The 25,988-nt window shown below is 50.5% G+C and carries 21 protein-coding genes and 2 pseudogenes; 11 read left to right on the top strand and 12 right to left on the bottom strand.

Going from position 1 to position 25,988, the window contains the following annotated elements; all coding sequences use genetic code 11:
• Window positions 1–13: 13 nt before the first annotated feature.
• The 4 genes and pseudogenes from HGO41_RS15390 to HGO41_RS25855 all read right to left on the bottom strand — a co-directional run bounded on the left by HGO41_RS15390 (window position 14) and on the right by HGO41_RS25855 (window position 2,427).
• The gene (locus HGO41_RS15390; protein WP_153376840.1) at window positions 14–535 is read right to left on the bottom strand and encodes a DUF2778 domain-containing protein; all 522 of its coding nucleotides are present in this window, start codon (window positions 533–535) and stop codon (window positions 14–16) included.
• 171 nt (window positions 536–706) lie between these two features.
• A complete protein-coding gene (locus tag HGO41_RS15395) occupies window positions 707–1,543 on the bottom strand; it encodes an IS3 family transposase (protein WP_353050900.1) in 837 nt (278 codons plus the stop codon).
• Window positions 1,533–1,837, bottom strand: a pseudogene (locus HGO41_RS25850) (transposase). Before HGO41_RS25850 ends, HGO41_RS15395 begins: the two are co-directional and overlap by 11 nt.
• Before the next feature lie 368 nt (window positions 1,838–2,205).
• Window positions 2,206–2,427 (bottom strand): replication endonuclease, encoded by a 222-nt coding sequence (locus tag HGO41_RS25855; RefSeq protein WP_309247398.1) that lies wholly within the window; start codon window positions 2,425–2,427, stop codon window positions 2,206–2,208.
• Window positions 2,428–2,566: 139 nt separating this feature from the next.
• Between HGO41_RS25855 and HGO41_RS15405 the strand changes: the two are divergent.
• Window positions 2,567–2,829 (top strand): annotated as a pseudogene (locus tag HGO41_RS15405) (tyrosine-type recombinase/integrase); the annotation flags it as partial.
• A 323-nt stretch (window positions 2,830–3,152) separates the two neighbouring features.
• Here HGO41_RS15405 and HGO41_RS15410 read toward each other — a convergent pair.
• From HGO41_RS15410 to pdxR, 6 genes are all read right to left on the bottom strand, one after another.
• A complete protein-coding gene (locus tag HGO41_RS15410) occupies window positions 3,153–4,139 on the bottom strand; it encodes a replication initiation protein (RefSeq protein ID WP_013577992.1) in 987 nt (328 codons plus the stop codon).
• Between the two features lie 565 nt (window positions 4,140–4,704).
• A complete protein-coding gene (locus tag HGO41_RS15415) occupies window positions 4,705–4,908 on the bottom strand; it encodes a hypothetical protein (protein WP_147423489.1) in 204 nt (67 codons plus the stop codon).
• A 600-nt stretch (window positions 4,909–5,508) separates the two neighbouring features.
• On the bottom strand, window positions 5,509–5,718 hold the full coding sequence (locus HGO41_RS15420) for a plasmid partition protein ParG (protein WP_013577993.1): 210 nt from the start codon (window positions 5,716–5,718) through the stop codon (window positions 5,509–5,511).
• Complete coding sequence (gene parA / locus HGO41_RS15425) at window positions 5,715–6,341, bottom strand: ParA family partition ATPase (RefSeq protein WP_013577994.1); 627 nt, start codon at window positions 6,339–6,341, stop codon at window positions 5,715–5,717. The genes HGO41_RS15420 and parA overlap by 4 nt, the downstream gene beginning before the upstream one ends.
• Before the next feature lie 1,400 nt (window positions 6,342–7,741).
• Window positions 7,742–8,827 (bottom strand): ABC transporter ATP-binding protein, encoded by a 1,086-nt coding sequence (locus HGO41_RS15430; protein ID WP_013577995.1) that lies wholly within the window; start codon window positions 8,825–8,827, stop codon window positions 7,742–7,744.
• 250 nt (window positions 8,828–9,077) lie between these two features.
• Entirely contained in the window at window positions 9,078–10,634 is a 1,557-nt protein-coding gene (pdxR, locus tag HGO41_RS15435; protein WP_112151480.1) for a MocR-like pyridoxine biosynthesis transcription factor PdxR, read from the bottom strand.
• A 146-nt stretch (window positions 10,635–10,780) separates the two neighbouring features.
• Between pdxR and HGO41_RS15440 the strand changes: the two genes are divergently transcribed.
• From HGO41_RS15440 to HGO41_RS15475, 8 genes are all read left to right on the top strand, one after another.
• Entirely contained in the window at window positions 10,781–12,049 is a 1,269-nt protein-coding gene (locus HGO41_RS15440) for a 4-aminobutyrate--2-oxoglutarate transaminase (protein ID WP_013577997.1), read from the top strand.
• Window positions 12,050–12,326: 277 nt separating this feature from the next.
• The gene (locus tag HGO41_RS15445) at window positions 12,327–13,355 is read left to right on the top strand and encodes an ABC transporter substrate-binding protein (RefSeq protein WP_013577998.1); all 1,029 of its coding nucleotides are present in this window, start codon (window positions 12,327–12,329) and stop codon (window positions 13,353–13,355) included.
• Between the two features lie 170 nt (window positions 13,356–13,525).
• The gene (locus HGO41_RS15450; protein WP_013577999.1) at window positions 13,526–14,791 is read left to right on the top strand and encodes an ABC transporter permease; all 1,266 of its coding nucleotides are present in this window, start codon (window positions 13,526–13,528) and stop codon (window positions 14,789–14,791) included.
• A gap of 23 nt (window positions 14,792–14,814) precedes the next feature.
• On the top strand, window positions 14,815–15,642 hold the full coding sequence (locus HGO41_RS15455) for an ABC transporter permease (RefSeq protein WP_131637575.1): 828 nt from the start codon (window positions 14,815–14,817) through the stop codon (window positions 15,640–15,642).
• Between the two features lie 88 nt (window positions 15,643–15,730).
• On the top strand, window positions 15,731–16,474 hold the full coding sequence (locus HGO41_RS15460) for an SDR family NAD(P)-dependent oxidoreductase (RefSeq protein WP_013578001.1): 744 nt from the start codon (window positions 15,731–15,733) through the stop codon (window positions 16,472–16,474).
• Window positions 16,467–17,516 (top strand): phosphotransferase, encoded by a 1,050-nt coding sequence (locus HGO41_RS15465; protein ID WP_131637391.1) that lies wholly within the window; start codon window positions 16,467–16,469, stop codon window positions 17,514–17,516. The genes HGO41_RS15460 and HGO41_RS15465 overlap by 8 nt, the downstream gene beginning before the upstream one ends.
• Before the next feature lie 11 nt (window positions 17,517–17,527).
• On the top strand, window positions 17,528–18,787 hold the full coding sequence (locus tag HGO41_RS15470) for an aspartate aminotransferase family protein (protein WP_013578003.1): 1,260 nt from the start codon (window positions 17,528–17,530) through the stop codon (window positions 18,785–18,787).
• A 272-nt stretch (window positions 18,788–19,059) separates the two neighbouring features.
• Complete coding sequence (locus HGO41_RS15475; protein WP_250981196.1) at window positions 19,060–20,184, top strand: GGDEF domain-containing protein; 1,125 nt, start codon at window positions 19,060–19,062, stop codon at window positions 20,182–20,184.
• A 155-nt stretch (window positions 20,185–20,339) separates the two neighbouring features.
• Here HGO41_RS15475 and HGO41_RS15480 read toward each other — a convergent pair whose 3' ends face one another.
• The gene (locus tag HGO41_RS15480) at window positions 20,340–21,014 is read right to left on the bottom strand and encodes a GntR family transcriptional regulator (RefSeq protein WP_014416624.1); all 675 of its coding nucleotides are present in this window, start codon (window positions 21,012–21,014) and stop codon (window positions 20,340–20,342) included.
• 175 nt (window positions 21,015–21,189) lie between these two features.
• Window positions 21,190–22,647 (bottom strand): sugar porter family MFS transporter, encoded by a 1,458-nt coding sequence (locus tag HGO41_RS15485; protein WP_013578006.1) that lies wholly within the window; start codon window positions 22,645–22,647, stop codon window positions 21,190–21,192.
• A gap of 348 nt (window positions 22,648–22,995) precedes the next feature.
• Between HGO41_RS15485 and HGO41_RS15490 the strand changes: the two genes are divergently transcribed.
• On the top strand, window positions 22,996–25,371 hold the full coding sequence (locus HGO41_RS15490; protein WP_112197649.1) for a DMSO/selenate family reductase complex A subunit: 2,376 nt from the start codon (window positions 22,996–22,998) through the stop codon (window positions 25,369–25,371).
• Entirely contained in the window at window positions 25,368–25,988 is a 621-nt protein-coding gene (locus tag HGO41_RS15495; RefSeq protein WP_250981197.1) for a DMSO/selenate family reductase complex B subunit, read from the top strand. Before HGO41_RS15490 ends, HGO41_RS15495 begins: the two co-directional genes overlap by 4 nt.

Below are 25,988 nucleotides of genomic sequence, written 5' to 3' on the forward strand. Positions count from 1 at the left end.
GATTTTTGAAACTCTACGGGCAAGTGTTGTTATAGTCACCGGCTATCACCTCAATCCAGCCACGAGCCATGAGAGATCTCATACAAGGAACCTGCATAGGTGTTGTTCTCAAAAGTGCATTTCTAATTAGAGCGTAATCTGAGTTATGCGCTATGGTTATACACCCTTCTGAAACATGGCCTGGGTGAAGCCTAAACAACCCACGGAAAACACCATTGACCCAAGTTCCATCATCAATGCCCCAGTCATCCTTGTACAATGCAAACCACTCATCACGCCCAAATTCAGCACCATAGTAAAATTTGTTGAACATATCTTGGGATTTAGCCTTAACCCACGAGCCTAAGCCACCGGCACCACGCTCCACTATCCAGTACTTACCTGGTGGTAACGGTCCATCACTGGGTATTGCACCGCACGCACCTTTATTTCGGTAAACACCTTTTCCCGAGAAGGCCATAAACACGCCAACGCCGTACAGATTGAAAGGTGCGTAATCAGCACCATTCAGAATCAACTTTCCATGCAATGCCATAGATCACCCTATAACCTTGTAATGTGTAGGCTTATAATAAAAGCGTTCAATCAGATCAGCCAAATTAAATTATGATTTCAAGGCCTGATTGAATCATTACGAAATCTAATCGGCTGACGATGCCGGTGATTTTCTCCATTAGCGCTCCGCCCACCTGTAAGTATCCCAGCTTTAGTTCCAGGCACTTTTTGAGATTTCCGGTTTCTCAGCCATCAGCCGGTACTCTTCCGGCGTCAGGTTATTCAGGGATTCATGAGGACGCTCACTGTTGTACTCATTCAGCCAGCGCTCTGTGATTTCTCGTACTTCATTCAGTGTTCTGAACAGGTAAAAATCCAGTATTTCTGTCCGATATGTTCGGTTAAACCGTTCTATAAACGCGTTCTGTGTTGGCTTACCCGGCTTGATAAATTCCAGCATCACTCCATGGTCTTCAGCCCATTGCGCCAGCGCCAGTGATATCAGTTCCGGCCCATTATCCATCCGCATCTTCAGCGGATATCCACGGTTTGCTACTATTCTGTCCAGCACCCGGACGACACGCTGCGCTGGGATATTCAGGTCAATTTCTATCGCCAGCGCTTCACGGTTAAAATCATCGACAACATTGAAAGTCCGAAAACGTCGGCCACATGTCAGCGCGTCGTGCATAAAATCAATTGACCAACTTTGGTTGAGTGCTTCCGGCGTTGCCAGCGGAGCCGGATTGCGCACCGGCAGGCGTTGTTTACCCTTACGACGAAAATTCAGTTTGAGAAGACAGTAAATCCGGTAGACACGTTTGTGGTTCCAGACGTGCCCCTGCCTGCGAAGTACCTGAAAAAGCTTCTTAAAACCGTAGCGGGGATAGCGCTCAGCGACCTCGGTCAGCCTCTGGATCACCGCTTCATCACGTCGCGTATCCGGTTGATAACGAAACACCGTCCTGCTTAGCGATAACGTCCTGCATGCCTGGCGTATGCTCATCGTAAATTGCGTGGTCAGATAGTTGACGAGCTCACGCTTTATCGCTGGTTTTAAAGCTTTTTTCGATGACGTCTTTCAGCGCCCGGCATTCCAAACTCAGATCGGCAAACATTTGCTTCAGACGACGATTCTCGTCCTCAAGGTCTTTGATTTTTTTGATATCAGCGGCTTCCATCCCGCCATATTTTGCTTTCCAGTTGTATAGCTGGCTTCAGAAATAGCAGCCTCGCGGCACACATCTTTGACGGTACTGCCAGCCTCGACTGATTTCAGGACGGCGATGATCTGGTGCTCAGTGAATCGGATCTTACGCATAGCGATCTCCTCAGGGGACATAATCAGTATGTCGGAAGATCTCTAAAAATGAATGGGCCGTTTTGGTGGGATACTTACACCTCCAACTCCCAGCGCGCAGCAATGATTTTGCTTTTCATCAATTCTCGCTCAATTTCAGGCAATCGCGCCCGTTCTTCAGGCGTTAATCTTGCTGATGGAGCAACATTGCGTCCCTTTGTTAGGTCAAAACTTCGCTGTCACCTACTCACCTTCGGTGTTTCTTCCCGTATACGCGCCACAAACGCCCTCACGGCGGCAGTGTCTGTCCAGTCAAAACTCGCAGGTTGTCAGAAGTGGACGCCGTAGCAGTGCTCCCAGCCTGCCTGTAATGCCAATTTGTAAGTTGTTTCTTTCCACCTAACCCACAGTTATTGACAGGACTCCGAGGCGCTAGCCTGCTTACTGGCATAAGGTGAAGCGTCGCGGTTCACTTTGCCGATGGCGATCCGTAAAGATTCACGCCAGCGTGTGCGCTGGCCTTTCAGTTGGCGTAACCACCAGTCCGGATTAACCGGGCGCGACATGGCAGCGATCGCGGAAACGGCATCCAGCTTGCCTTTGCAATATTGTCCAGTACATCTGCGTGACATTAAAAGCCTGTGCCATACCGGCGATTGCCAGGGAATTCGATGCAAAGATGTTTTCCCGGTATCGGGAAAAGAGACTTTTAGGGGATTTTTCACGCGGCAACAGAGTGAAGAAGATCACCCCACAAACGATCAATCTTGATTTCGCTCTGCCCTGCAACGCACCGATATACAGTTACCAGCCGGTCAATCATCGCATGTGCTCCGCCACACGTTCGCTTCTCACTTCATGATGAAGGGGAGGAACATTCTCGTTTTGCAGCGTGTTCTAGGCCACACCGATATCAAAATGACAATGCGTTATGCCCACTTTGCACCCGAGCATCTTGAGGAAGCAGTGAGGCTAAACCCTCTGGCTTAAATGGCGATAAAATGGCGGTGCAAATGGTGCATGGTGGCAATTAAAGGGCAAACGTGGCCGGTAATGTCAGTACCCACTTACACTTCAAGCCTGCATATACGTTAGAAACAGGCTTCCGCCCTGGGTTTTATGCCTCATGTGCTACTTTTTTAGAACGTAAGGCTTATAGCTTTTAAACAGTACGCAGAAAAAGTCGCCAAAACGGCTAATGTGGAAAGATTTCCTGATATCACCCAGTAAGCGCTTACTAACCCATTAAGCCTTATTCAGAAGGATATGTGCGGTGAATGCTTGCATTTTGGACAAAAGAAAAACGGCGTATCTCGTGAAAGATACGCCGTTTATTTTTATTTCTGCTTAAGGGGAATCAGGCAGCGACTTTTTTGCTACGCGAACTGACTTCTGCCAGGATCGCTTTATGCTTACTCTTCTCGCCGATCAGCTTATACCATCCAGAAAGCTTACGCAGGTCCGGCAAGGTGGCCTTCTCATCCACATCGTAAGCGCTTAGTTTGTCGAGATATTCTTCGAAGATCGTGATGCAACGGCGCGCCCACTCGCCTTCCAGCGCCGATCCGGCGACAGCTCGCGGACGTCGCGGTAAGCGCGGGCGCAGCGGTTTGCTGGCTTCCGGTGCAGATTCATCCACATAGGCAAACTTGATGGATACCACGGTTCTGCCCTGCTTTACTGGCTCCCAGACCACCGAAATATCGGTATTGGCGTTGATCCGGTTGATCGTCGGCTCAAGGAGTTTCTGACGGAAGTCACGATAGTCCTCGTATTTGCCCGCCAAACCGGCCTTCTCGCGCATCCAGTTGAGATCCAGCGTCACTTCTATGGCTTTACCGCTGCGACGTCCGTAGAGGTTCTTAGCTTTGATGAGCCAGCCATACAGCCTTACGGAGAACGGCGTATCAAGTTTTGCGATGTTGGCAAAATTCAATTTGGTAAAAGACTCTTTAAGTTCATAAAGATACGGGGCAACATCCTGTCCGAATCGCAGAACCACTGCGCTGTGATCGTCGCTGCTCACATACTCAAGACGTGAAAACCAGGAGAGTTGTACAGTGCGAACCTTGCCGGTTTTTACGTCCGGTTTGTAGATGGTGACCGGCTTTTTCATCAGGCTTTCAGCGGCTTCGCGCAACTGGCGGTGGCTGCTGGTCGGGTTTACCCCGTAGATCCGCTGATAGTCCTGAGGGAAAAGTCGATAAAGCGTATCTGGCTGAGGTTTCCTGCTATCAATTTGTGCCAGCGCCAGATTTAGCAGGCGCATTTCATCCAGAGTGACGCTGTAAGCGCCTTCAAGAAGATCATTCCCCTGAACTACGGTGAGTTTATTCAGTTCCATGTAGCAGGATCCATAAGTGGAAAGTAGGTAAATTATTCCACATAAAAAATACCGACGTAAAGTAAAAACAAGGGTTATTTATCCCCTTAAAATCAGTACTTTAAATAAGGATCCGAAAAACCTGATCAGGAAAAATCTCCACATATTGTTTTCAGCGCTTCCAGGGATCCTTTTTCTAATACGTTGGATCGTCGGTTTTTTTACAGGAAATTATTCCACATATGCGGGTGATAACCTTCGCTGAATTTTATCAGCAATGCGCAACCAGACCCTAACCGCGATCAGAAAATCATTCCACATTTGAAGCGCCCATGCACATAAAACCATCAAATTTACCTTTGTGATCCCCTTCTCACTTCGTTCCGGTCCAGGGTTTCTCACCCTGAGCTGATGCACAGGAAAACTTTCCACGTATAGCCAGCATGGGGATCAGAAAATGTCTCCACATTAAGAGGCAATGATCGCGTCAGCAGGAAATTACTCCACATAAGAAACCCGATGGCGCTCACAGAAAATGTTTCCACATACAGACCGGGATGGGATCAGGAAATTTCTCCACCTAAAGTCATGCAATGTGGTTTTTCGCCGGGTAAGCATCGTGAATATCATCATCTTTGATCAGGAAAACATTCCACATATAGAGACGTGACGTTGTCACAGTTATTTTAATTTGCTGATTTATAACAATTATTATGCAGAAGCGATGAGGAGATGCTTTCAAGGGATCAGATAATGTTTCCACATAGGGAGGATCAGGAAAAGCTTCCACATATCCCCTTCCCTGACCGCCTCAAAGAGAATGGGTCTGCCCTGTCTGCAGGTATTTGGGATCCGTTATCGGAGTACGTGACATAACGTGACGCTGTCACAGGAAATTGTTCCACATATTAATGTTAGCTATGGGATCAGGAAATCCTTCCACTTATGAGAAACGCCTGTTGTGACAGTCGGTTAGGCAGATGTTAAGCTTACTGTGGCTGTTGGCTGGCGGGTAACCGAGATATCCACAGAAAATCATTCCACATAGATAATAGATTGATCCGTAAAGAAATTATCCACAGAAAAAGACTCTACATTTGGCATGAAAAGGATCCACATCCAACAGGAAGGATCTCCACCTGAAGCAGGAAATACCTCCACAATACGTGTAGTAACCTATTGATAATGAATAGTAAAAACCGTCTCTAAAGAGAAAGATCTAAACTTAAAAAATAAACAAAACATTATTCGATCTTGGGATCTGATCACCCCGGAGTAGATAATTCAAGAAGGGATAAGTTAGCGTTGAAGGCAGACAGAGCAATGTTCTCAGGCAAGATGTCATCAGAAACGGGCCTTGGGAGACCCGATCCAGCCAGTAATCAGCACATTATGACCGTTCGTTGGTGATGAGCCAGGCTTCGATCAGCTCTGTCAGGACGTCTTTCATTTCGCGATCTTGCAGGAAGCAACTGGTTTTAAAGCGGCGATGTAGCTCTTCATCGATATTGGTCTGCAATTTCTTCACTGATGCGGGTGGTTTAGATACCGCTTCCAGTGCAGTCGTCAGTTGTCTGTGCTGGCCAAGTTTCATTTTCATTTCAGCAACTCCGTAATTTCTTTGGTCATAATTTCAATTTCACCTTTCGCGTTTCCGTCTGTCGTATCGAAAACGGTGCCGCCATCCATCATTGTGCGGATGTAAACCTGGCGCTGTGTCGTACCAGTACGCAATGCGGGAACGCCGGTATCGGCTATGGATTCTTTCAACACTTCAAGCATTTTAGCTGACGCGACTTTTTTGGTGATAAGAAAACGGGCAATCACCGGCTGCAAGTTTTCGCGAGCTTCCACGACGGCCAGAATAGCGCCACAGGCAGCAAAATCTAAAGGTGACGGTGTCACGGGGATGAGTACCAGGTCACTCACCATTACCGCCGCGGAAGAAATAGCTGATATTGCAGCCGCACCATCGATCACCACGTAATCGTATTCTTTCAGTTGCTTACGGACGGTATAGACTTCTTTTTCTGAAGCCGCTTCTGCAAGATCGAACAGGCATTTGCTTTCGTCATACCAGTTGCTGATACTCCCCTGCGGGTCGGTATCCACCATTACGACCTTGTGCCCTTGCCGGGCAAGACAGGTTGCTATGTTTATAGACGTCGTGGTTTTCCCTACTCCGCCCTTCCCGTTCAGGAAAGAAATAATTTTCGCTGCCATGACAACCTCTGATGAAGCGTTCAGTGAAGATAACATGATTCTAAAATCATAAGATTTCAGGATTCATAAACTTTGTAATCATAGGATTCTGAGATTTTTAAATCCATGAATCACAGGATTGTGCTGCTACTATAAAGTTTGCATCCGGGGATTTCAATATTTTAGGATTATCGAATTATAATATCTTGTGATTATGAAATCTCAAGATTATGAGATTATGATGCGTGGAGCCAATTAGTAGTCAATCTTGTGATTCCAGGATGATTAAAGCCTGTGATTATATGATTCAGTGATTCCGGTTGGAACGCAGTTGTGATGTCAAAGCAAGTCGGGCAAAAGCAGAGTCATCAATGTACATCTCCGGATTTTAGGATTTTTAAATCTTAGGATTTCAGGATTCAATGATTATTTATGAATTTTTATGTCTTAAGTGCATACAGTTTTACGCCAGACATATGAACATCCTGCTATAAAATCTCACCATCTCACCATCTCACCATCTCACCATCTCACCATCTCACCATCTCACCATCTTCGGATTTCGTGATTTCAGGAGTGGCAGGATTGTTTGATTACAGGATTTTTCCAGTCTCAGGATTTCATTCAACCGGACATAATCTCTTAATCCTGGAAGTATTGGAATCCTGTGATTATCATGAACCAGCGGCTAAATATCTTTGAATCCTGGAATCTCTAAATCCTGTAAGGCTGCTATCTTAGGATGAAAGACGGGCTAAGATTATCCTGTACCAGCCTCCAGGTATTCTATGATTACAGGATAGTAGAATCCTCGTTAAGATTATAGGATTTCAGGATTCCATTAATTAAATACTCTGCTGCCTGGCTATCATAAGATGCAATTTAGAGAATCCTGGAATGCCAGGATGCTTATGTGATTACAGGATTTCAGGATTAAAATCGCAGGTAGGATTACAGGATTTAATGATTAGTTGATGTTTTACATGTAGTTAAGTCAGTTATAGTGATTTTATTTAATGTTATGATTCTGTGATTACAGGATTATATTAAAGGATTACATAATCCTGAGATTCCCATTGAGGATTGTATGATTACAGGATTCTGTGGTGGATCTTCGATTGCAGGATACCATGTGGTTAGTGTCTCGATAGAATCCTGTGATTATGATTGGTCATTCACCTGTACAAATGATTCAGAGATATTGGGATTAAAAGATAGTGGGAATAGCAAATCACCGGATTCGAAGATGCAGGGATTTCAGGATTCTGAGAGTGCAAGATGAGGAGATAGTAGAATATAGGTATGGTGAATCCTGACATCTGGTAATCATTGAATCCCAAGATAAAGAATCTTAGGATTCAACAATCATACAATCATACAATCATACAATCATACAATCATACAATCATACAATCAGGTGATTAATGCGTGACAACATCAAGTGCCCGGAGATGTTCAGGTTGCCAGGAAAGTAGCACTTCAGCGCCGGGTTGCCACTCCGGTTTCATGGCTGCTGCAGAAAGTTTAACCATAAAATTATCCTGACCGGCCACTTCTGTCATCATGCGTACGTGATCACCCAGATAAATGAATTGCTGAATTCTTGCCTTCACCTGTTCCATTCCGGGTTGCGGATTATTTACGTGAATACGCTCAGGGCGAATAGAGAGCAAAATCTTTTTGCCCGGCGAGCTTGGGCGAATTTTTACTGCACGCAGTTGAGTGCCGTCATCGAGTGATGCGCGGTAATAGTCGCCTTCGGCAGCATTGTTGGTGGCCAGCAGGCTGTTATTCTCGCCGATGAACTGAGCCACGAATGCATTATCCGGTTTTTCATAAATCACATTCGGGCTGTCCATCTGCTGGATCACACCATCATTGAACACCGCAACACGGTCAGACATCGTCATTGCTTCGCTCTGGTCATGCGTTACATAAACAATCGTCAGATCCAACATTTTATGAAGTTGCTTAATTTCCATCTGCATATGTTCGCGCAATTGTTTATCCAGCGCACCAAGGGGTTCGTCCATCAGCACCAGCTTAGGTTCAAACACCAGTGCGCGGGCTAGCGCAACACGTTGCTGCTGACCGCCCGACATTTGGGCAGGGTAGCGGTCAGCCAGAGATTTGAGTTTGACCATGTCCAGAATGCGGTCAACTTTCTCTTTGATATCAGATTTATTAAGCCGTCGAATGGTCAGTGGAAATGCCAGATTTTCCGCCACGGTCATGTGAGGGAAAAGCGCATAGTTCTGGAACACCATGCCGATATCTCGCTGATGTGGTGGCAAATTATGCAGAGGTTTATCGCGCAATAAGATTTCACCCTGGGTAGGCGTTTCAAAACCTGCAAGCATCATCAGACTGGTGGTTTTGCCGGAACCGGAAGGGCCCAACAGTGTCAGAAATTCTCCTTCGTGCACATCAAGGTTGAGGTTTTTGACTACCAGCTTGTCCCCGTCGTAACTCTTTTTGATATTTTTGAAGCTGACATACGTTCTCATCACAGGCACTCCGCAAATAAAATTATCGAAAATGGGATGACGCGACACGGCACAATTTGTGCATAAAACATCCTCAGAAGGATTGTTTGTCTGGCGTTATTAAAAATCTTTACCATCCGCTTCTGACGCTAACAAGCATTTTTTGACAAAATAACACAAAAAATAAGCCTGAGAGAAATCTCGCAGGCTTATGAATCTTATTGTTATTTTTATTTTAAAAGAGTTTATTACTAGCAGTAAGATCTGTGTTTTACGCAGGATCAGGCAAATCACCTTGCAGGGTCAGCACCCTATTGTCAGCCCCCGGGATTGCACCACCGGCTTGCAGCCTGTGTCGTAAACACTCCACGATGTGCCCGAAAGCCGTTTCAATTTCTTCTTCAGGAACGCAACCGTAACCGAGCAAAAGCCCGCGCCGCGGGGCAGGGCGCAGGTAATATGCCGACAGAGGCCGAGTGAGAATTTTTTTCTGCTCCAGCTCTGCGCTCAGCGCCACATCATCAATCGAATCAGGCAGTGACAAAATCAGATGCAAACCGGCATTGCTGTTTTCACACAGGAATTCCGGACCGAGTTCCTGTCCGATAAGCCGTATCAGGGCATTACGTCGTCTGCCGTAAAGCAATCGCATCCGGCGGATGTGGGCGGCGTAATGCCCTTCGCGAATAAATTCCGCAAGCGTAAGTTGCGTCAGTCCGTTACCGGCACGGTACAACTCGGAGTGCGCAATTTTGAGGCGCGAGGCCAGCGGGCGCGGCAGGACGACATAACTTATCCGCATTGCCGGATACAATGTTTTACTGAATGTACCGATGTAAATCACCGGCGCATCGCTGCTCAGTCCCTGCAACGCGGGGATCGGACTGCCCGAATAGCGAAATTCGCTGTCGTAATCATCTTCCACTACCCAGCTACCTTGCTGGCTGGCGATGGCAAGAATTTTTTGCCGTCGGGCCAGGCTCATCACTGAACCGAGCGGATAGTGATGTGACGGTGTCACGCATATCAGCTTAGGTGCGCGGTCCTGTGGCGGGCTGTCGGGCGGGTTCAGCCCGTTTTCATCCACCGGCACCGGCTGAATATCCACGCCGTTGATGGTCAGCACATTGCGTATTCCCCAGTAGCTCGGTTCCTCAATCCAGGCAACATCGCCCGGGTCACAGAGCATTTTCGCCAGCAAATCCAGCGCCTGGTGGGTGCCGGCGGTGATCAGGATCTGATCTGCCGTGCAGTCAACAGAACGCGCTATACGCAAATAATCTGCCAGCGCATGTTGCAGTTGCGGGCAGCCACCATGGCGGGAGTAGGTGAGGAATTCGGGCGGCAGACGACGGCTCAGACGGTTCTGCAACTTACGCCAGATGTCATGCGGAAATTTTGTGACGTCCGGAACCCCGGGCATAAACGCGCCCCACTGATGCGAGGCAACGCCGGTACGCGTCAGCAGTTGAGAACCGCGCTTGGAAAGTGACACGTGGCTGCGAACCGGTGCGCAGCGCAGAGGTGTTTTATCGGCGATCACGCCGTCTTTCGGTAAATCTGCGGGAACGAAGGTTCCGCTTCCGGTGCGGGTCTGAATGTAGCCTTCGGCCTGCAACTGCTCGTAGGCAGCCAGCACCGTGTTGCGCGAAATATCCAGCTCTTTGGCAAGGTCTCTTGAGGCGGGCAAGCGGCTGCCAGGCGCAATACTGCCATCAAATATAGCCTGTTGTAATGCCTGATAAACCCGCTTGTTCAGCGTGCCGGGCCGGGCATCTGAAAGCTCAGTGAGACGTTGCAAAATGAGGTCTGAAAGCAATGAGCGCAAAAGTGGATCCTCAAAATAAATGAAACTGGTTCTGGATTATAGAGCCGCTGGCGGGATAAAAAACAAGTACAGATTGCTAATTCGACAAATTGTTCATCTCGCAACCGGCAATCTATAAAACATCAACCTGAAGGCAGGAGCGAAAGATGAGTCACAGTGAACTGGAAAAACGCCGTAAAGAAGCGACGCCGCGTGGTGTAGGTGTCATGTGTGATTTCTATGCGGCAAAAGCAGAAAATGCCACGCTGTGGGATGAACACGGGCGGGAATACATCGATTTCACTGCCGGGATTGCGGTTCTGAACACCGGGCATCGTCACCCGAAAATCGTTGAAGCCATCCGCAACCAGCTCGACCTGTTCACACACACTTCCTACCAGATTGTGCCTTATGCCAGCTTTGTGAATCTGGCTGAACGCATCAACGCGATTTCTCCGGTGAGCGGCAAAGCGAAAACCACTTTCTTCAGTACCGGCGCGGAAGCTGTCGAAAACGCGGTGAAAATTGCCCGCTCCGCCACCGGTCGCCCGGGCATCATCACTTTCTCCGGTGCATTTCATGGCCGCACGCTGCTGACCATGGCGTTGACCGGCAAAGTAGTGCCTTACAAAGTGGGCTTCGGGCCGTTCCCGGCCTCGGTCTTCCACGCCCAATATCCCAACGCCGTTCACGGTGTCACCACTGAAATGGCACTCGACAGTATTGAACGTATTTTTCGCAGCGATATCGCGCCGCAGCAAATTGCTGCGATCCTGTATGAGCCGGTACAAGGCGAGGGCGGTTTCAATATCGCGCCGGAAGATTTCGTGAAAGGGCTGCGCGAAATCTGTGACCGTCACGGCATCGTGATGATTGCCGACGAAGTACAGAGCGGCTTTGCGCGTACCGGTAAAATGTTCGCGTCAGAATACTATCCCGATGCCAAACCGGACATCGTCACGATGGCGAAAAGCCTCGGCGGCGGTTTGCCGATCTCGGGCGTAACCGGGCGCGCCGGGCTGATGGACGCACCGGAGCCGGGCGGCCTTGGCGGTACTTACGCGGGTAATCCGCTGGCCGTGGCCTCTGCGCTGGCAGTGCTGGATATCATCGAAGAAGAAAAATTGTGCGAGCGCGCAAATCGTCTCGGTGCAGAGCTGACTGAAGTACTCGGGAAAGCCAAAGCGAATTGTGCGGCACTGGTGGATGTCCGTGCGCGTGGTTCAATGGTGGCGGCCGAATTTAACGATCCCGTGACCGGAAAACCTTCTTCTGAACTGACCAAACAGTATCTGCGCAAAGCGCTGGACGCCGGATTGCTGATGCTCAGTTGCGGTGTGCATGGCAACGTGATCCGTTTCCTTTATCCGCTGACCATTCCTGATGTGCAGTTTAAAGAAGCCCTGGCAATTTTGTCCCGTGTGCTGGCTGACTGAGGAAACCTGTGCATCGGGCTGAGTGATTAGCCGTTCAGACAGAGTGCACAGATGCACGAAAGCAGTGCCAATAATAAGAAACTGAGTGTCATGAGGCATAAAAAAATCACATAACGCCTCTTCAATCCCTGTCCGCCCGCCGTTCTGTGCGTGGCGGATGGACTCAACCGGAATGGCATGGTTTATGCTTCATTATAAAATATGATGCATCATATTTTTAACAATGCCGTTCTCTTAGCGTTTTTCCTTACTTTTTCGTTAACCCAGGAGTCACAGCATGTTCAAGAAAATAGCCCTTACCACGCTTCTAGCAGGGTTGGTGTTTCAGGCTCAGGCGGAATCCCTGACCGTGATTTCTTTTGGTGGCCTGAATAAGGACGCCCAGGACAAAGCATTTTACAAACCTTTTGCGGCAGCAGGAAAAGGCACGATTGAGCCAGGAGAATACAATGGCGAAATGGCGCGCATCCGTGCCATGGTTGAAACCAAACAGGTTGGCTGGGACGTCGTGGAAGTGGAAAGCCCGGAGCTTATCCGCGGCTGTGATGAAGGGCTGTTCGAACCGCTGGACTGGAACAAGCTGGGCGACAAAACGCAGTACGTGCCGGGCGCGGTCACCGAATGTGGTGCGGGCATCTTCCTGTGGTCAACCGTGCTGACTTATGACGCCAGTAAACTGAAAAAAGCGCCAACCAGTTGGGCCGACTTCTGGGACGTGAAAGATTTTCCGGGCAAACGCGCACTGCGCAAGAGCGCCAAATTCACGCTGGAAATCGCCTTACTGGCAGACGGTGTGAAACGTGAAGATATTTACAAAGTTCTGGCAACCCCTGCGGGCGTTGAACGTGCTTTCAAAAAACTTGATCAGATCAAACCGAACATTCAGTGGTGGGAATCCGGTGCACAGCCGTTGCAATGGCTGGTGTCCGGCGATGTGGTCATGACCTCTGCGTATAATGGCCGCGTCAGCGCCGCGCAAGGTGAAGGCCACGATTTCAAAATGGTCTGGGACAACAGTCTCTACGACCTCGACAGCTGGGCCATTGTCAAAGGTTCCAAACACAAAGATCTGGCCGAACAGTTTATAGCCTTCGCCAACAAACCTGAAAACCAGAAAGTCTTTGCCGAAACCATCCCCTATGGCCCGACCGAGAAGTCGGTCACCGGCATGATAGACGCGAAATATGCTCAGAATCTGCCAACTGCTGAGAAAAATCTGGCAGGCGCTTTGCAGGTAGATACTCACTTCTGGATTGAGCATGGTGAAGATCTCGAGCAACGGTTCAACGCCTGGTCTTCTAAGTAGTCGGTCCTTCATCCTTCAAGCTGCACCTGCGCTGGCTTCACTCGTGAACCCCGGTCACATACTCAAGTATGCTCCCGGGGATCCGTCTCGTTCGCCGCCTTGCTGCAACTCGAATGATTTTGGGCTGTGAGCCCGATAAAAGCATAAAAACCTCGCAGCGGGAGAAAAACATGAGTCAAACCGAAATGTTGACCACACCGGTGACGGAGGGATCAGCAGAAGGGCCAACATTGCGTCAGCGTCTGCGTAAAGTGGAAGCGGCGTATACGCGTCGTTCTTTATTGCTGATCGCGCCGCTGTTGCTGTTTGTTATTGTCAGTTTTCTGTTCCCGATTGCGTCCATTCTGGGCAAGAGTGTGACTAATCCGGAACTGGGCGCAACCCTGCCGGAAACTGTGGCGCAGCTTGCACACTGGGACGGCAAAACCGTGCCGGATGAAGCGACGTTTACTGCACTGGTCACCGATTTGCGTCATGCCCGCAGCAGCGGTCAGATGGCAACCATTGCCAAGCGTTTAAGCTACGAAGATAACCGTTACCGCAGCCTGATCACTGGCACATTACGTCAAGTACCCGCGGGAGGGGGCGCGATCCGTGAACCGTTAATCCAGAGCATGCCGCTGTGGGGTGAACTCAGCACCTGGCAGACGCTGCAACGTGCTTCGGGGCCGGTGACTTCTCTCTATTTATTGTCGGCGTTCGACCGGAAGGTAGACGTGGATACTGGCAAAATTGTCGCACTGCCACCGGATCAGGCGCTGTACGTCAACGTGCTGCTGCGCACATTGTGGATGGCGCTGGTGGTGACGATTTGCTGCGTCGTGCTGGGTTATCCGCTGGCGTACTGGCTGGCAAAACAACCTTCCGGACGCGCGAATTTGCTGATGATTCTGGTGTTGCTGCCGTTCTGGACGTCGTTGATTGTCCGCACAGCCAGCTGGATTGTGCTGTTGCAATCGGGCGGCCTGATTAACCGCGCGTTACTTTCCACCGGCATTATCGATCACCCGCTGGTGATGGTGTTCAACCGCCTCGGCGTTTATATCTCGATGACGCACATCATGCTGCCGTTTATCGTCCTTCCTTTATATGCGGTGATGAAAAGCATTTCGCCTAATTATGTTCGCGCCGCGATTTCACTGGGTGCGCATCCTTTCTCCGCCTTCTGGCGGGTGTACGTGCCGCAAACCTACGCGGGTGTCACTGCCGGTGCATTGCTGGTGTTTATGATGGCGATTGGTTACTACATCACGCCTGCGTTGCTGGGCGGTCCGGGCGATCAGATGGTCAGTTACTTCGTGGCGTTCTTTACCAATACGACCATGAACTGGGGCATGGCCGCAGCGCTGGGCAGTCAGTTGCTGGTGATTGTGGTGCTGCTGTACATCGTTTACATCCGCGTTACGCGCACCAAAGCTGAAATTGCAGCGCATTAAGGAGCCCGAAGATGAAACACGCAATGAGACAAAAAGGGGCGTTAATCCTGCGGTTATGGCGCTGGTGTTTTAATTTCTACAGTGCGGCGGTCCTGCTGTTTCTGATTGTGCCGGTGCTGATCATCGTGCCGCTGTCATTTAACGCCGGTTCGTTTCTCAGCTATCCGCTGACAGGGTTTTCGCTGCGCTGGTATCAGACGTTTTTCCATTCCAATGAATGGCTGAGTTCACTGGGTAACAGCCTGCTGATTGCGCCACTGGCGACTTTGCTCGCCACTCTTCTCGGCGTTCTGGCTGCGGTCGGGCTGGTGCGCGGTGAATTTCGCGGTAAATCACTGGTGATGGCCATTCTGATTTCGCCGATGATCGCGCCGGTAGTGATTATCGCCGTTGGCATGTTCTTCTTCTTTGCCCGCGTATCGCTGCTCAACAGTTATCTCGGGCTGGTGCTGGCACATGCATTACTTGGCGTGCCGTTTGTGGTGATCACGGTAGTGGCGATACTCAAAAATTACGACCGCAATTTATCCCGCGCCGCCGCCAGCCTCGGCGCGTCGCCGTGGACCGTATTCCGTAAAGTTACGCTGCCGCTGATTGCGCCGGGTGTTTTCTCAGGAGCGCTGTTTGCGTTTGCGGCGTCATTCGACGAAGTGGTGGTGACGTTATTTCTTGCCAGCCCGCGTCAGCGCACGCTGCCTATCCAGATGTTTGCCGGTATTCGTGAAAACCTCGACCCGACCATTGCGGCGGCGGCGTCGCTGATGGTCGGTGCATCGCTGATTTTGCTGCTGGTGATGGAACTGCTGCGCCGCCGTGGCGAACGCCTGCGTCATTCGACGGCAACACACTGACGTTAAATTCATCAGAGGACTTTACAGGTCCTCTTTTTTTGATTATTCCTGATGCATCAAATATCAAAAGTAACGGGAGCCATTTCTCATGACTGACACAACTCAGAAAAAAACGCTTTTGCTGACCGGCGCAAGCCGTGGCATTGGTCACGCGACGGTCAAACATTTCTATGCCGCGGGGTGGCAGATTTTCACCGCATCGCGGCAGAACTGGGTGGATGAATGTCCGTGGGCAGAGGGGTTTCTCAATCATATTCACCTGGATCTGGAAGACATCGACAGCGTGCAGAAAGCCCTGCCGATGATCAAAGAACGCCTCGGCGGGCGGCTGGATGCGCTGGTCGATAACGCGGGTATTTCACCGAAAACCCCCACCGGTGGCCGTCTCGGTGTGCTCGACAGTGATTACGCCACCTGGTTGCAGGTGTTTAACGTCAACCTGTTTTCAACCGCCATTCTGGCAACCGGATTATTTGATGAACTGAAAACCGCACAGGGCAGCATTATCAACGTAACCTCGATTGCGGGCAGCAAAGTGCATCCGTTTGCCGGTGTGGCCTATGCCTGTTCTAAAGCGGCGCTCTCGACGCTGACCCGCGAAATGGCACACGAATTCGGCCCGCACGGCATACGGGTAAATGCCATTGCGCCGGGGGAAATTGATACCGCGATCCTCTCGCCGGGCACGCAGGAAATTGTCGAGCGCAGCGTGCCGTTGCAGCGACTGGGTAAGGCTGAAGAAGTCGCTTCACTGATCCATTTCCTGTGCACATCGGGCGCTTCTTACGTGAACGGCGCTGAAATCCATGTGAACGGCGGTCAGCATGTCTGAAGCGCCGTCATTGCTCACCACGGAGGTACCGCGTGTCAGCAGGTCGCAGGCAGAAAATATTGCTGCGCAGGTTTACGGGCTGGAAGGCAAAGCGGAGGTGCTGGGCGGCGAACGCGACAGCAATTTTTGCCTGACCACGGGGCCTGGCCACGCTTACATGTTGCGGTTTGTTAATCCGGCGGAAGTGCCCGCAGAAGTGGCTTTCCAGACCGCCATTCTCAGCCATCTGGCGATACGCGACAGCCAGTTGCCGGTGCCTCGGTTGCAGGAAAGTCGCCACGGTGAACTTACGCCGCAAGTGATGGTTGACGGACAAATGCTGACGCTGCGTGCCGTCAGTTATCTGCCCGGTATCGCGCAATATCAGGTGTCGCGTTCAGCGGTGCTGATGCGGGAAATTGGCGACACGCTGGCACGGCTGGATATCGCGCTGAGCGATTTTAACCATCCCGGCGCACAGCGTGATCTGCTGTGGGACATCAGCGACATGTCACGCCTCGAGGGCTGGTTAACGCAACTCACTGACCCTGAGCAGCGCCGCACCATTACCCGCGTGCTGGAAACCCACCGGCAAAAAGTGGTTCCGGCCAGCCAGCGGTTGCGCAGACAAGTGATCCACAATGACCTGAATGCCCATAACGTTCTGGTAAACAGCGCTGATCCGCAGCGTCTCGCGGGCATTATTGATTTCGGTGACGCCCTTCACGCGCCCCTGATTAACGAACTGGCTACCGCCCTGGCTTATCAGCTCGATAGCGACGGCGACGATCTTTTCCTCTATTGCCGTCCGATGATTGCTGCGTATACCGCGCGTTTGCAACTCACCGGTGCCGAGCTGGATGTTTTACCGGAACTGGTGGCGTCACGGCTGGCGCTGAGTCTGCTGATTGCCCAGCATCGTGCGGTGCTGTATCCGCAAAACCGTGATTATATTTTGCGTAATCAGGTGCATGCATGGGGAAGTTTATCGCGTCTGATGGCGCTGCCGTTTTCGCAGACTGACCTGATATTTCGTCAGTCATGCGCGTTTGAACAGAAATAAGAGGCCGTTATATGCTCACTCCGAAACAGGTTTTAGAAGGTCGTCAGCAATTTCTTGGCGGCGGTTACCGGCTGTTTTATCAGGAACCGCTGCATGTGGTGCGCGGCGAAGGCGTCTGGTTATATGACAGCGAAGGGCGGCGCTATCTGGATGCTTACAATAATGTTGCGTCTGTCGGTCATTGCCATCCGGCGGTGGTTGAAGCCATCACCACGCAGGCCGCGCAACTCAATACACACACGCGTTATCTGAATGATGCGATTGTCGAATTTGCTGAAGATTTCCTGACCGAGTTTCCTCCTGAGCTGCGCAACCTGACCATGACCTGCACCGGCAGCGAAGCCAACGATCTGGCGCTGCGTGTCGCACGACAAATTACCGGCGGGCAGGGCGTTATTGTGACGAGCTGGGCGTATCACGGTGTGACCAGCGCGCTGGCAGAACTTTCCCCCTCGCTTGGTGACGGGTTTGAGCAAGGCAAAAATGTCTGGCTGACTGATGCGCCGGACACGTTCCGCCATCCCGGCGTATTCTCTGCGGGCGTGGAGCGCGCGCTGGAAGAAATGAAACACGCGGGCGTGAAACCGGCGGCGCTGTTAGTGGACACGATTTTCTCCAGTGATGGTGTATTCAGCCCGGACCCGCTGGACATGCAGCGCGCCGTCGGGCTGGTGCGTGCGGCGGGTGGATTATTTATCGCAGACGAAGTGCAGCCCGGTTTTGGCCGTACCGGCAGCCAGCGCTGGGGATTCGCCCGCTACGGCGTGACGCCTGACCTGGTCAGTCTGGGCAAACCGATGGGTAACGGTCATCCGGTCGCCGGGCTGGTCGGCAGACCGGAACTGTTCGCGGAATTTGGCCGCCGTCAGCGCTATTTCAATACTTTCGGCGGTAACCCGGTTTCCTGCCGCGCCGCGCATGCCGTTTTACAGATTTTGCGTCGTGAAGAGTTGCAGCAGAACGCGCAGATGACCGGCGCAATCTTGCGTGAAGGGCTACAAAAACTGGCGCAACGTTATCCGGTCATCGGCGATGTACGCGGCGACGGTTTGTTTATCGGTGTGGAACTGGTGAGCGATCAGCGCAATACGCCTGCGCCGGAACTGGCGGCATTTATCGTCAATGAAATGCGCCAGAAACAGGTTTTGATTAGTGCTACGGGACCGGCGGCGAATGTCCTGAAAATTCGCCCGCCGCTGGTCTTCCAGCCGGAACACGCGACGCTGTTGCTGCAAACACTGGCAAGCGTGCTGGCGGAGATGCCGGGATAATGAACGCACATTTGCGAAACCGAATGTGCTATAGAATTCAGGAACATCGGCTATCCGCGTAATGTATGCGCCTTTAGCTGATGAGGTACTGAATGTCGGGTCTTGAATGTAGCGATTTAAAAATCTTAGTCAATTCATAACAAAAACAGAGTTAACTCTTTATCAAAAAGATCTTTGTTGAAGACCTGGTGAGTGGTATTTTAAAATCACATGAGGGAATTATAAATTACTTGAATGTATTAAGAATGTGATGGTTACTCAGGGAGTAAAGAATGATTTATTCAAGTTGGAAGTGGGTAGTATTACTCCCGTTACTTACAAAACCTGTTTCATTTGTTTTATTTGGTGGTGTGGTCTCTTCACTTATTATTTTCCCTTTATTGTACAGCCAGGATGTTCAGGAGTGGAAAGGCAATATTAATAACATTCAAAATATGGGCAGCTTTTATGATTCAGATAATTTGCAAGGAGATATCTCAGCAGGAAACTATATCAGGAATCCTTCACAATACACTGAGGTGCAAGTTAAGACTTTACTGTTCTCTAAGTCAGGAAATCCGCAAGAATGTAACGCCAAAATCCGAGAGTTTTTAACTTCAGTCAAAAAAATACAGCCTCATAATATTCCCGTTGTATTAAATAAAGTGTGTGCTAATCGTGGATTTGCTATCGGAAGGTTTGCTGATGAGAATACCATCATTTCTATTTTACCCTTGCATGATAAAGGCTACAGTTTAGTCGGGGTTAAAATACGTAAATACTCCATTCTGGGAAAACCCGCTTTCTCGAAATCTATAATGAATTTTTCGAACGTCTGGCCTGCATTAATTATTATCATTTTATCAATGGTTATTAGCTACTTACTGTCATTAATAGCAGGAGGATATCTCCGGGTCCTCAATGAATATGCATCTAAAGATGGATTAACAGGATGTTTACGAAGGGAGGCATTTTACGCGAAAGCAAGTTGCGAATTAGAAAAATCCAAGAAAAATAACGTGCCTTTTAGTGTTTTAGTGATCGACCTCGATCATTTAAGAGACGTGAATAACACCTATGGCCATGCCAAAGGTGATACGGCTATTTCTCTGATTGCTGAAACAATACTTAAGAGCTTACGTGGAACTGACTTTGTTGGCAGGGTGGGAGGCGATGAATTTATCGTTATACTTAAAGATACCACACCTGCAGATGCATTATTAATCGCAAACAGGATCCGTCATTCAGTGAAGAGTTTAAAACTTGATGATTTATCTTTATCAGTAAGTATCGGTATCTCTCAGTGTGAGAAACAGAATGCAACATTACAAGAAATCATTTCTAAAGCCGATACGAATCTCTATCTGGCAAAGCGTCAGAGAAATGAAGTTGTTTTTGAAAATGATATCCTCAGGTAATTTCTGTTGTTACATAATGCCAGTTACTACTGGCTGATGTTTTCTTCTATATGTCAAATAAGTGATATTTCACTTAATACATTAAACAGACTCTGCGAGATAATCTCAGACCCCCTGAATACCCTTTTTTCTCAGCGCATACGTTAGCACGCACGCTACAGGACTTCGCGACTCACGGTCAGAAACTCGACCATCTTCTGGCTGCCGTCGAGAATATCTTCCTGAATGGCACGCCTGGCGGTTGCGCCGTCGCCTTTACGCAGTGCAATCAAAATCTCTTCGTGATGTTCAATGGCCATACGTTGTGAGAAATGAGCATAAGCCTGTGCAATCAGCGGGCCGGTGCGCATCCATAAACTGTCGATGAAATTGCTTAAAAGGGGCATCCGCGCACTTTGTGACAGCATCAGATGGAACTCGCTGTTGAGGCGCAGTGCTTCGGGCAAATCTTCGCTGCTGATGGCTTTGCGGTTATCTTTAATATTCTGCGTAATCCGTTGCAACTCATATTCCGTTACCGATTGCGCTGCTTTCTCCGCCCCGAGACCTTCCAGTTCCAGCCGTAAGGTGCGAATTTCCTGATATTGCTGTTCATCGAGCTGCGGTACGCGGATGTCTTTCGGGGTACGCATTTCCAGCGCCTGTTCTTTGGCCAGCTGTAAAATCGCATCCCGCACCGGCGTGACACTGGTACCCACCTGTTCGGCCAGTTCGCGGATACGTAAACGATCATTAGGTTTCAGGCGGCCGGTAATCAGTGCCTCGCGCAAGGTGGCGTAAACGCTGCTGCCCAGATAGGCGTGATTAATTGAGTTGATGGGATAATTCAAAAGTTCACCGTAGCAATGAGAGTGCGCATACCCGGAGTTGGGAAGAGGCCGTGGAAAACGATTATACAACATGATGCATCAAATGTGAGGATGGCGGGGGCAGCCTTTTCTTTCTTTTGAAGCGACTGCCTGGCCAGATATCATGCTGACCAGGCAGGGTTATTACATGACCAGCTTAACTTCCTGCTTCCTGCGGAGCAGGGTCATCCTGCAAGTGCTTTTTAAAGTGTTTCTCAATCTGTTCTAACGTTTTACCCTGCGTTTCAGGCGCAAAGATAATGGCAAATATTCCGCCTGCGACACCGATGGCGGCAAAGCAGAAGAATGACATCGTCAGCCCGATAGACTCCAGCATGATCGGGAACATAAAGGCGATGGAGAAGTTGGTCATCTGCATGGCAAATACCGATACGCCGTTAGCCATGCCGCGGATGCGCATCGGGAACATTTCCGACAGCAGCAGCCAGGTAACAGGCGACAACGCGCCCTGCTGGAAGCACAGGAAAATCAGCATACCGCCAAGTACCAGATAGCTGCGAACCGCATCGGGATGACCGTTGACTGTTTCGGGCATCAGCCAGGTGACTAATCCGATGGCAAGCAGCGTCAGGGTACAGCCGATCTGACCGGTCAGCAGCAGCGGACGGCGCCCGAAACGGCTGAGCAGCATGATGCCCACAAACGTCATGATCACTGAGATGACCCCGTTGGCGATAGTCGCCATCAGAGACGCATTAGTGCTTAACCCCGTGGCCTGCAACATGGTCGGTGCGTAGAACATAATGGTGTTCACGCCGGAGAGTTGTTGCAGCATGGCGATACCAATCCCCAGAAACACCAGACGTTTCATCCACACGGAGATAGTCTTCTGGCGGCGGGAATGCTTCTCGCTTTTGGAACTCATGGAACTGCGGATCTCGCTCAGCTCTTTCTCTACTCTGCCTGCCTTACGGGTACGCTCCAGCACGTCACGCGCTTCGCGATAGCGGCCGTGCATGGCATACCAGCGCGGAGTATCAGGCAGGAAAAGCATCCCGACCCACAACACCACCGCCGGAACGCAGGCGACACCCAGCATCCAGCGCCAGGTGGTTTCGCCACCCCACACTTCGTTGATGGCCGCATTACTGGTATACGCAATCAGCTGGCCGGAGACGATCATCAGTTCCTGTAATGTAACGAACTGCCAGCGGCGATGAGAGGGGACGATTTCCGCGATATAGATGGGCACAATCGCTGCCGCGCCACCGACTGCCAGCCCCAGAATAAACCGGCAGATAATCATTATCACGACGTTGGGCGCCGTGGCACAACCGAGCGAACCGGCCATAAAGATCAGTGCCATCACCAGAATGACTTTCTTACGCCCGAAACGGTCAGCCACGCGACCAGCACAGACTGCACCCACAGCCGAACCCAGTATCAGGAAGCTGGTGACCATCCCGGTTGTTAACGATGTCAGATGCAGATCGTGCTTCATGAACAGCAAAGCACCGGCAATCACCCCGGTATCGTAACCAAAAAGTAAGCCACCCAGGGTGGCAATAAAGGCAATTACTTTCACCAGCGGTTCGGTCGGTTGCGAGGCTTTCGCCGCATCATCCCGACCGCCACTGTTTATTTTCTCACTCACAGATGCTCCCTAATCATTACTTTTCTTATGGTTTTTGTGTGACTCATGTCACACATTATAAATCTAACGCATAATCCGGATATTGAAAGGAAACGGGAAAAATGAAGGGAAACGAAGGCTGGTGGCGCTGAATTTAACGGGGGAAATATTACTTTTTTGTGACGAGATATTCGTAAAAGTGATTAGTAATGCTTAACAAATAAACATCAAAAATGTCAGGCTCCATCAAACGATGATGAGGCCTCTATTCTTACCTAAAAGTGAGTCACAGCGCGCATTGGTTTGATATCCCACAAGGAATAATTTGAGTTAAGCGTGGGAAGATCTTTTCCTTTTTGAGCCAATGTTATGAAAAATAAATGTGACATAATTTCAAATATTACCCGGCGTGATTTCGTCAAGGTCAGCAGCATGGTGGCTGCGCTTCCTCTGGCCGGATTCAAATTCAGTCATGCCGTCGATAAATCTTCTGTTACCCCTTCAGGATTAGCGCCATCTCCGGTCAACGTGGTGGCGACATGTAGTACGTTTGACTGCGGTGGAAAATGTGATATCCGGGCGCATGTTCAGGACGGCGCAGTTATTCAAATTACCACGCGGCCTGATGCAGAACTTGACCCTGCCATGCCGGTGATGCGTGCCTGTGTCCGTGGACGGAGTTACCGGAAGTTTGTCTATCATCCTGATCGTCTGAAATATCCGATGAAGCGCGTTGGCAAACGCGGTGAAGGCAAATTTGTCCGGATAAGCTGGGATGAGGCGACGACGCTTATTGCTGAAAATCTGCAACGTATTACTGCAAAATACGGCCCGTCATCGCGCTACGTGCATGTCGGGACCGCAGTCAGCGGCGGCGCATTCTCCGGCGATACTATGGCCCGCCGGTTATTGAATCTGACCGGCGGTCATCTCAGTTCCTACCATTCTGTCAGTATGGGAAATACGGCGGCGGCGACGCCCTACACCTACGGCACGGCGGCGAGCGGTAACACGCTGGATACGCTGGCAGATACGCCGCTGGTGATCCTGTGGGGGCATAATCCGACTGAAACCATTTTTGGTCACACCAATCACTATTTTCAGCAGATGAAGCAAAACGGCACGCGCTTCATTGTGGTAGATCCGCGCTATTCAGATACCGCTTCTTCGCTGGCGGATGAATGGATCCCGCTGCGTCCTTCAACAGATAACGCGCTTATGGATGCGATGATGTACGTCATCGTCAGCGAAAATCTGCACGATAAAGCCTTCATTGAGCGCTATACGCTCGGATTTGATGAAAGCTCAATGCCGGAAGGCGTGCCGCCGAACGAATCGCTGATGGCGTATCTGACAGGTGCTAAAGATGGCGTGAAAAAAACGCCAGAATGGGCGGAAGTGATCACCCATGTTCCGGCTCAGACCATCCGCCGGCTGGCCAGAGAGTATGCAACAACCAAACCTGCCGCACTGATCCAGGGCTGGGGGCCACAGCGGCATAATTGTGGCGAACGTACCGCGCGCGGCTCGACGCTGCTGGCCACCCTTACCGGCAATGTCGGGGTCAAAGGTGGCTGGGCGGGCGGTTACGGCGGCATTGGCAACCGTAAATTCACCACGGGGCCGGAGATGCCGGACAATCCGGTGAAACAAAAAATCTCGGTGATGAACTGGGTACAGGCAGCCGATGACGCGAGCCTTGTCACACCAAAGGACGGGCTGACCGGCGGGGAAAAACTCGACAGCAATATCCGCATTCTTTTCTCTCTCGCGGGTAATTATCTGGCTAACCAGAACCCGGATATCCATCAGGCCGTAAAGGTGCTCGAAGATGAATCGAAAATTGAATTCATTGTTGCCAGCGATCTTTACCTCACGCCAAGCGCTAAATATGTCGATCTGCTGCTGCCGGAAACCAGCTTTATGGAACGCTGGAATATCGGTGAAACCTGGGGCACCGGCAATTATCTGATGTTGTCTGAAAAACTGATTGAACCCCCATTTGAAAGCCGGTCGGATTACGACTGGTTACGCGAGGTGGCAGCAAAACTGGGCGTCGAACAGGAATTCAGTCAGGGGCGTACGGAGAAAGAATGGATTGTCCACATCTGGGAGAAAACCCGTCAGGCGATGCCGCAGGAGGAACTGCCGACCTTTGAACAATTGCAGGTCACCCGCCGACATCTTTTCAAAAGCGCGCCGCATGTGGCGTTTGAAGATAATATCCGCGACCCGAAAAACCATCCTTTCCAGACACCTTCCGGCAAAATCGAGATTTTCTCGCGCAGGCTTTATGACATGAATCACCCGGAAATCCCGGCGTTATCGCACTATGTGCCCGCTCACGAAGGGCCGGAGGATGCACTGTCGGCGCGATTCCCGTTGCAGCTGATTACCTGGAAAGGCAAAAACCGGGCGAACTCGACGCAGTATGCCAACCCGTGGTTGCAGGAAGTGCAGACACAAAAACTGTGGATCAATCCGCTGGATGCCCAACGGCGCGGTATCGCGCAGGGCGACAGCGTACGTATTCACAATGACCGTGGTGTGACGCAAATTCCGGCGGAAGTGACTCAGCGGATTATGCCCGGTGTGGTGGCGATGCAGGCTGGTGCCTGGTGGCAGCCGGATGCCAGCGGTGTCGATCACGGCGGTTGCGCCAACGTACTCAGTTCGGCGCGTATTACCGCGCTGGCGAAAGGGAATTCCCATCAAACCATGCTTGTGGAGGTTGTTAAGGCATGAGCCAGTTTATTGATTATCCACCGGTCAGCGGCCGCCAGCTCGGCTTCTTTATCGATTCCTCACGTTGTTCCGGCTGTAAAGCCTGTCAGGTCGCCTGCAAAGATAAAAACAATCTTGAAGTGGGCAGGCGTTTTCGCCGTATCTATGAAATCAAAGGGGGCGGTTTCATCCCCACAGGCATGGGCGGAATGATCAACAACGTGTACGCCTATACGCTGTCTATTTCCTGCAATCACTGCAAAGACCCGGTTTGTACTAAAAATTGCCCGACCAAGGCCATGCATAAACGTCCTGGTGACGGCATTGTGCGGGTGAATACCGATAAATGCGTCGGTTGCGGATACTGTGCGTGGTCTTGCCCGTACGGTGCTCCTCAGCTGAATACGCAGACCGGTCAGATGTCGAAATGTGATTTCTGTGTCGATTTGCAGGCAAGCGGTCAGCAGCCGGTATGCGTCTCAACCTGTCCGTTAGGTGCGATCAAATTTGGTCCGATCGATGAATTACGGACGAAATACGGCAGCCTCTGTGATGTTCAGGGATTGCCAGATTCAGCGCTCACTCACCCCAATCTGGTCATCAAACCGCACCAGGGTGCAGAAAAAGGGAGTCAATAA

Source organism: Rahnella sp. CG8 (genome assembly GCF_023701875.1).
In the GTDB taxonomy this organism is placed as follows: Bacteria; Pseudomonadota; Gammaproteobacteria; order Enterobacterales; family Enterobacteriaceae; genus Rahnella; species Rahnella aceris.